The organism is Protofrankia sp. Cas4, assembly GCF_963555915.1.
Taxonomy (GTDB): Bacteria; Actinomycetota; Actinomycetes; order Frankiales; family Frankiaceae; genus Protofrankia.
Genome location: NZ_CAUVXL010000133.1, coordinates 20,016 through 27,053, shown reverse-complemented (window position 1 = coordinate 27,053; position 7,038 = coordinate 20,016). Strand labels below are relative to the sequence as shown.

Here is a 7,038-nt window from a genome sequence, read left to right as displayed (position 1 = left end):
CGATATGCACGATTGCGTCCGCTGCAGACACAGACGTCAGATGGTCTGCGAGGACGGCGGCGGCACGGTCCCGGTTCACCGCGTCCGTCATCGCCGCGGTGTTCACCCGCACATTGATCGCGGCGCTGGCCAACGCGGCGCGTGCACACGCGGCAGCCACCCCCACGTCGCTGAGGACGTTGACGTTTGCGCCGTCGACAATCGCCGCGCACAGCCCCACCACGTCCGCCGCCACCGCCGCCGTCCGCAGCGGTACCTCGGCCGCTCCGACCAGCGCGGCCTGGATCGCCCGACTGCGTTCGGCACGTTCGCCGTCGGTGTCTTTCGGCAGTTTGTAGGCGTCGCTGACGGCCGCGAACGCCCGGGCGTCGGCGTCGGCGAGCGCCAGCGCCTCGATCCGGGCCTTGTCTGCGTCGGTCCGAGCCGCGAGCATCGTCGCCTCGTGCGCGGCGTAACGGGGCTTTCCGATCGTCAGATTGCAGACCATGCTCACCAGCGCCGCGCCCAGAGCGGCCTGTAGAGCAGCGGCTGCTCCGCCACCCGGCGCCGGCGCGGGTGAAGCCAGGTCGGCGAGGAATCCCGCGAGTGTCTCGTCGTCCATAGCACCCTCTTTGCCTTTTACCTGTCGATGATTCCCAAGGTTGCCCATACCCACGCGGACGCCGTCCGGGTCGGGATGGACGACGGCCGGTCTGTACGGCCGACCGGACTGCACCGTAGCAAGCCGACGGGACGCCGGTGGCGACGAAACAGCGATGATCGGTATTCAGTGTCGGGTCAATCGGGATGTCGATGCGACCGGGATGTGGATGGGAGGGTGGATGGGAGGCGCGGATCGTCAGGCGGCCGCATGGGAGTGTCCCGTGGTCGGCCCGGCCCGACGCTCCCGCCGGCTCAGGTCGGCAGGTCTGGCCGGAAGGTCCGAGACGATCTCGATGCTGGTCGGCCGTTTGAATTTGGCGAGGCCTTCCTCGCAGCGTTCCGCCAGGTCATAGCGCAACGTGGCGTCCGGGATGTCCACCGGTACGACGAGCGCGACGGGCACCTCGCCGAGAACGGCGTCCGGCCGGCTCACGACCGCGGCGTGGCGCACCCGTGGGTCGGCGAGCAGGATCGCCTCGACCTCGCGAGGGTACACCTTCTCACCACCACGGTTGATCACGTCGTCGGTGCGGCCGGACAGGAAGAGATAGCCGTCCGAGTCGAGAAAACCGATGTCGCCGGTGTCGAGCCAACCGTCGTGGGTGAATCTGTCGCGGCCGGTCGGACCCGCATAGGCGCGAATCACCCCTGGCCCGCGGACCTGCACCGTGCCGACCATGTCGGGCGGGCACACCGTGCCGTTGTCATCGACGACGCGGACCTCGCTGTCGACCGGCACGCCCACCGAACCCGGCTTGCGGGTCCCATGCGGCGGATTGGCCGTGATCAGGCTTCCGGCCTCGGTCATGCCATATGTTTCCAGTACGGGAATACCGGTTGCGGCCTCGAATGCCCGTAACACCTCGACGGGCAGGGGAGCCGCGGCGGACCGCACGAACCGGACGCGGCAGTCATGGGCTCGGGCCACCTGTGGATCTCTGGCCAGTAGCGCCAGGATCGCCGGAACGGCGTTGATCCAGGTCACCCGCTGCCTGTTGATCATCCCCCAGAAGCCGCGGCGGCGGAACCGGCGGTCGAGAACGAGGGTCGCGCCGCTGCACAAGGTGGCAAGCAGCCCCACCACCTGTGTGTTGACGTGTACCAGCGGCAGGGGGTTGTAGCCGATGTCGGTGTGGCCCAGTTGGTGGTGGCGGGCGACGGTCGCGGCGACGTGCGAGAGCTGATCGATGTCGAGAAAGACCTGAGTGGCGGGTCCGGCTGTTCCCGAACCCGCCAGCAGGACTCCGCCCCGCATCCCCTGACATTGATCAAAGTTGGTGGCGGCCGGTCGGTCGACGTCCTCGAGCCGGTTACCCGCCAGGCGCGGGTTGAGCTGCCGCACCCCGGCCGGAATCGGTAGTGACCGATCGGTCACCACCAGGTCGGGTCGCGCACGTCGAAGGGCACGCTCCAGTTCCGCGGGCGGCGAGTCCGGATCCAGCGGTACAGCGTGCCGCCCGCTGGCAATTGTCGCCAGGAAGACGACCGCGAAGTCGAGCGGGTCGGACACGCCGATCGCGATCCGGCGTCCGGCCGGTGGGCCACACGCGTCCAGATCGGCCCACCAACCACGGACCAGAGCCAACATCTCGCTGTATGTAATAGAACGGTTGCCGTGTGCCTCCCTGAGGTATGTCTGGCGCGGTTGTTCGCGAGCGCGTGCGTCCAACCAGTTGATCACCGATGTCACGTTCACCGCCGTTGTCAACGTTCAGTGTTCAGTAAATGAGCTCGCCCCGGTATCGAGGACTCCTCGTTCCCGCGGTCCGCGATTAGCGTGCCGCTCGTAGGACCTGTCCGGATCGGGCGTCCCAGATCGCTATATCAATTATGGTGCGCCTGATAAACCAGCGTGTCGGGTGTCGCGAGTCACACGGGTGAACTCCCGCCCGCGCGGGGCGATTTATCTCACACATCCGGCAGCGCCCTAACACGAGCTTAAGGCGTTTCCACCCGTTTGGACGGCGCTTGTCCGGCGCAGGACCATCGACCCGATTTCCCCGCGGTGTCCGGAGGTCTTTTCATCGGATCAGCCGTTGGCCGACTCTGCGGAACCGCGGGGGACTCGCGTGCATTCTACTTGACATAATGTCGATTATCGGCGCTTTGGACACCCGGCGGGGGAGGGCCGAGCAGGCACCCGGGTCGCGGCGGCGCGTGCTCGGCCCCGCCACGACCCGTCAGCGTTCAGGTCTCAGGTCGCCACGTCGAGATCAAGCGCGAGGGAGTTCATGCAGTACCGCTGACGGGTCGGTTCCGGACCGTCGTCGAACACATGTCCGAGATGTGATCCACACCGTCGGCACCGTACCTCGGTCCGGATCATGCCGTGTGACCTGTCCTCCACCAGCTCCACCGCCTCGGCCACGGCCGGCTGGAAGAAACTCGGCCAACCCGAACCGGACTCGTACTTCGTGGACGAGTCGAACAAGGCGTTGCCGCAGGCGCCGCAACGGTAGATTCCCGTTTCCTTGCTGTAGGTGTATGCGCCGGTGAAGGGTGGTTCGGTCGCCGCGTCACGCAGCACGGCGTACCGCTCCGGCGAAAGCTCCCGGCGCCACTCCTCGTCGGTCTTCACGACCTGCTCCGCTGTCACGGTGCCCTCCCTGTCATCGGTGTCAGGCTTCGCCGACCGGCGCGCCGAGGCCTTCGGCGCGTAGCGGCCCCCGATGTGTGACGTCTGATGTTTCGGCTTTGTTCCGGGACGCTGCCACGGCAACCGGACCTGCGCCCGCCAGACCACACGCGGCTGCCGCCACCGCGACCGCCGCCGACAGCGGAGCGACCTGATGGCGTGCCCCTGCGGCGACCAACAGGGCCGCGTCGGCCGCGTCGACAAGCATTCCCGCCCACAACCAGGTCCGAATCTGTTCGGGTTCCCCTCGGGTGGACGCCGTGAGCAACCCGGCGCCGAGGGCCAGATCACGGACGGCCGCCACTCGTGTTATCCATGCCGTCCGTTCGGCGGTTACCCGGTCTATCCCAGCGATTCGCGCGAATCCGGCCGGACGTGTCAGCAAGCCGACACCGATCGCGCACCGTGTGACGCCAAGCAGCGCCACACGCGGACTGTGCGTGGCGGGAATCGGCGTCACGGCGATCGTTCTTCTACGTAGTGTGAGCACGATCTCGTTACCCGCCTTGTCGTCGTGGGAACGTCGAACAGGGTCTGTGCGTTGGTGATTCTGAGTTCCTCACTGGTACCGACGCTCGGGAGGGTTTTTTATGGGCGAGCGCATCCTGCGAGGCAGCCGGCTAGGTGCGGTGTCCTACGAGACGGATCGCAGCACTGAACTCGCGCCACGCCAGACCGCGTCCTACGACTGCCCGAACGGCCACCAGTTCACCATGCCCTTCGCCGCCGAGGCCGAGGTCCCGGCGGTCTGGGAGTGCCGTGTCTGTGGTGCCGGGTCGGTCATCGTCAACGGCGAGGTCCCGGAGCCGAAGAAGAGCAAGCCCCCGCGCACCCATTGGGACATGCTCATGGAGCGGCGTACCACCGACGACCTCGAAGAGGTCTTGGCCGAGCGACTTGCCGTTCTGCGGGGCACCGGTCAGGACCGCCGCTCCGCCTGACGCGACCTTCGCGGCGGCGGCAGCAGCAATCGACAGATGATGTGGCCGACCGGGTCCTCCGGCCGGCCACACCCATGTTCGCCCTGTTCGCAGGGGTCCTGTTCACGAGGACACGGCTTACGAGGACACGGCCTACCAGGACACGGCTCACGGAGACACGGCTCACGGAGACACGCCCGTCGTTGAGCGGTCGGAGTGGTCCGCGCCGTCTGCGCGCGCAGCGGGAACGTAGCCGGTATCCGCGCTGGCCAAGCGGTGGCGCTCGCCGGGCGCGGCCGGCCGGCCGTGACGGGTCGTCAGAGCCCACCAGGTTACCCGCCACAGGGCTTCCGTCACGATCGCGCGGTTCATCTTCGATCGTCCGTGTTCGCGTTCGACAAAAGTGATCGGAACCTCCAGAATCCGGAACCCCGATCGCCAGGCCTGCCAGGTGAGGTCTACCTGGAAACAGTACCCCTGTGATGCCACCTGTCCAAGATCGCGGCTTTGCAGAACCGGTGCCCGGTACGCCCGGAAGCCGGCGGTCGCGTCCGCCAGCGGCATGCCGAGGACGGCCCGCACGTAGACGTTGGCTCCGCGTGAGAGCAGCAGGCGTGAACGCGGCCAGTTGCGTACCTCTCCCCCGGTGACCCACCGGGAACCGATCACCAGATCGGCGTCTCGCAGGGCGGCGAGCAGCCGCGGGAGTTCCTCGGGCTGGTGGGAGCCGTCAGCGTCCATTTCGACCAGGACGTCGTAGCCGTGGCGCAGGCCCCAGTCGAAACCGGCCACATAGGCTGCGCCGAGGCCGTTCTTGGCGTCGCGGTGGAGCACGTGAACGCGCGGATCGGCCGCTGCGATCCCATCGGCGATCTCCCCGGTGCCGTCGGGACTCGCGTCGTCGATGATCAGAAGGTCCACGTCCGGGTTGGCCGCGCGGAGCCGTATGACCGTGTTGTGAAGGCTCTCCCGCTCGTTGTAGGTCGGAACACACACGAGAACGCGCTCGTCGTCCACGCGTCTCCTTTCGGTGTCGCCAGCGGTGTCGGCGTCGCCAGCGGCGTCGGCATCATCAGCGGTGTCGGTGTCGCCGTCTGGGCCCCCCTGCCCACGGGAAGGCTGCCCCGCCCGCAGGCCGAACGCTACAGCGAGTAGTCCAAGAATCACCAGCAGCATCTCCGGGGCGACGCCGACGCGGTCGGCGAGCGTTCGGCTCGTGCGCAGCGGGAGCGAGGCGGTCAGGACGGCGGTCTCGTACAGGCCGGACTCTGCGACGATCCGGCCATCAGGTGCGATGATCGCGCTCTGACCGCTGGTGGACACTTGGATGGCGGCTCGCCCGTGTTCCACCGCTCGTAGTCGTGTCATCGCCAACTGTTGCTCGCTTTCGCCTTTGCGCCCGAACGAGGCGTTGTTGGTCTGTACCACCAGTAGTCGCGCACCCGTGTTGACGGCATCGCGGACAAGACCGTCATAGGCCACTTCGAAGCAGATGACGTCGCCGATCGTGACTCCGCCGATGGTGACCGTTCCGACGCCGTTGCCGTGCACGAAGTCGTTGGGCATTTCGGTGGCGAACCGTTTGACGAGCTTTTCCAGGACGGTCCGGCCCGGCAGATACTCCGCGAACGGCACCGGATGCTGTTTGACGTATATCTGGCCGGTCCAGCCGTCGGCGTCCCACCCCAGACCCGCGTTGCGCACCTTTCCCCTCCCCGGCCCGTCGAGGACCGCGCCGACGAGGATGGGAGCGCCCACTGCCCGGGCCGCACGGTCGAGCATGGCGGCGGCGCGGGCGTCCGCGAACGGGTCGACGTCGGAGGCGTTCTCCGGCCACAGGACGAGGTTCGGACGCGGGGTGCGCCCGGCTGTGACATCCGCCCCGAGGCGTTCGGTCGCTGCCACGTGGTTGGCGGTGACCTGGAACATGCGTCCGAGTGCGTCCAGGCCACCGGACCGCGGGACGTTGCCCTGGACGGCCGCGACCTGTGCCGTGCCGACCTGTGCGGCGCTGGGCAGCGGTACGGCGAGCCCGAGCAGCGCCACGGCTACGGCGGCGCCCAGCAGGCCAAGGGGCGCGCGACGATCGTCAGATCGCGCGCCCGCAGGCCGCAGTCCCCGGAGCAGCAGGCCAAGGGGCGCGGTGGTGGCCCGCCGTCCCGCCTGGACGCGCCTGGCAGCCACCATGGATGTGCCGAGCGGGCCCAGGGCGAGAACGGCGGCGGCCAGCAGCGCCCCGCAGCCGGCAACGGCGGCGGTCACCAGCGGGGAGCCGCCGAGCGCCGCCAGGGGTGTCAGTGGTGTATCCCCCTGGCTGAAGGCCAGCTTTCCCCACGGGAACCCGCCGAACGGTGCGCGTCCACGCAGCGCTTCCTGGCCGACCCACACCGCGGCGACCCACAACGGCCAGCCACGCACGCGAGTGACCAGCGTCGTCGCGGGCGCCACCAACGCGAGCAGGGCGGCTTCGCCGACCGAGAGCACGACCCAGCCGTCAACCCCGACGAAGATGACAAACCGCAGCATCGACAGCATGAAAGCGAGGCCGAACAGCATGCCCAGACCGGCCGAGCGCGCCAGCGGCATGCCGCGTACCAGCAGGGTGATGGCGGCTACCGCGACCGGCGCCAGCGGCCAGAGCCCCACCGGGGGGAATGCGAGGTACAGCGCGATTCCGGCCGCGACGGCGAGCGCCGGCCGGGTCAGGCGGCGGGCCCGGGCGCTGGCCGTACGCATCAGCGGTGAGCCTTCGCCGGTGCGACCCGCGGTCGGCATGTCCTGGGCTGTCACAGTCCCAGTGTCGGTCACCGCTGCGCCGGGGATCGACCGGGTCGGCGGATT

The 7,038-nt window shown here is 68.5% G+C and carries 6 protein-coding genes; 1 reads left to right on the top strand and 5 read right to left on the bottom strand.

The window, feature by feature from the left end; translation table 11 throughout:
* The 4 genes from U9979_RS12510 to U9979_RS12495 form a co-directional block, all read right to left on the bottom strand.
* A partial coding sequence (locus U9979_RS12510; RefSeq protein ID WP_322779522.1) for a cyclodeaminase/cyclohydrolase family protein occupies window positions 1-601 on the bottom strand: 601 nt, incomplete at its 3' end.
* 237 nt (window positions 602-838) lie between these two features.
* A complete protein-coding gene (locus U9979_RS12505; protein WP_322747797.1) occupies window positions 839-2,338 on the bottom strand; it encodes a class I adenylate-forming enzyme family protein in 1,500 nt (499 codons plus the stop codon).
* A gap of 498 nt (window positions 2,339-2,836) precedes the next feature.
* Window positions 2,837-3,238 (bottom strand): peptide-methionine (R)-S-oxide reductase MsrB, encoded by a 402-nt coding sequence (gene msrB, locus U9979_RS12500; RefSeq protein WP_322747796.1) that lies wholly within the window; start codon window positions 3,236-3,238, stop codon window positions 2,837-2,839.
* 22 nt (window positions 3,239-3,260) lie between these two features.
* Entirely contained in the window at window positions 3,261-3,704 is a 444-nt protein-coding gene (locus tag U9979_RS12495) for a DUF4267 domain-containing protein (protein WP_322767059.1), read from the bottom strand.
* Between the two features lie 163 nt (window positions 3,705-3,867).
* On the opposite strand from U9979_RS12495, the gene U9979_RS12490 reads away from it, so the two are divergent.
* A complete protein-coding gene (locus U9979_RS12490) occupies window positions 3,868-4,218 on the top strand; it encodes an RNA polymerase-binding protein RbpA (RefSeq protein ID WP_239310521.1) in 351 nt (116 codons plus the stop codon).
* 162 nt (window positions 4,219-4,380) lie between these two features.
* On the opposite strand, the gene lnt is transcribed toward U9979_RS12490, so the two are convergent.
* Entirely contained in the window at window positions 4,381-7,005 is a 2,625-nt protein-coding gene (gene lnt / locus U9979_RS12485; RefSeq protein ID WP_416220066.1) for an apolipoprotein N-acyltransferase, read from the bottom strand.
* Between the last annotated feature and the right edge of the window lie 33 nt (window positions 7,006-7,038).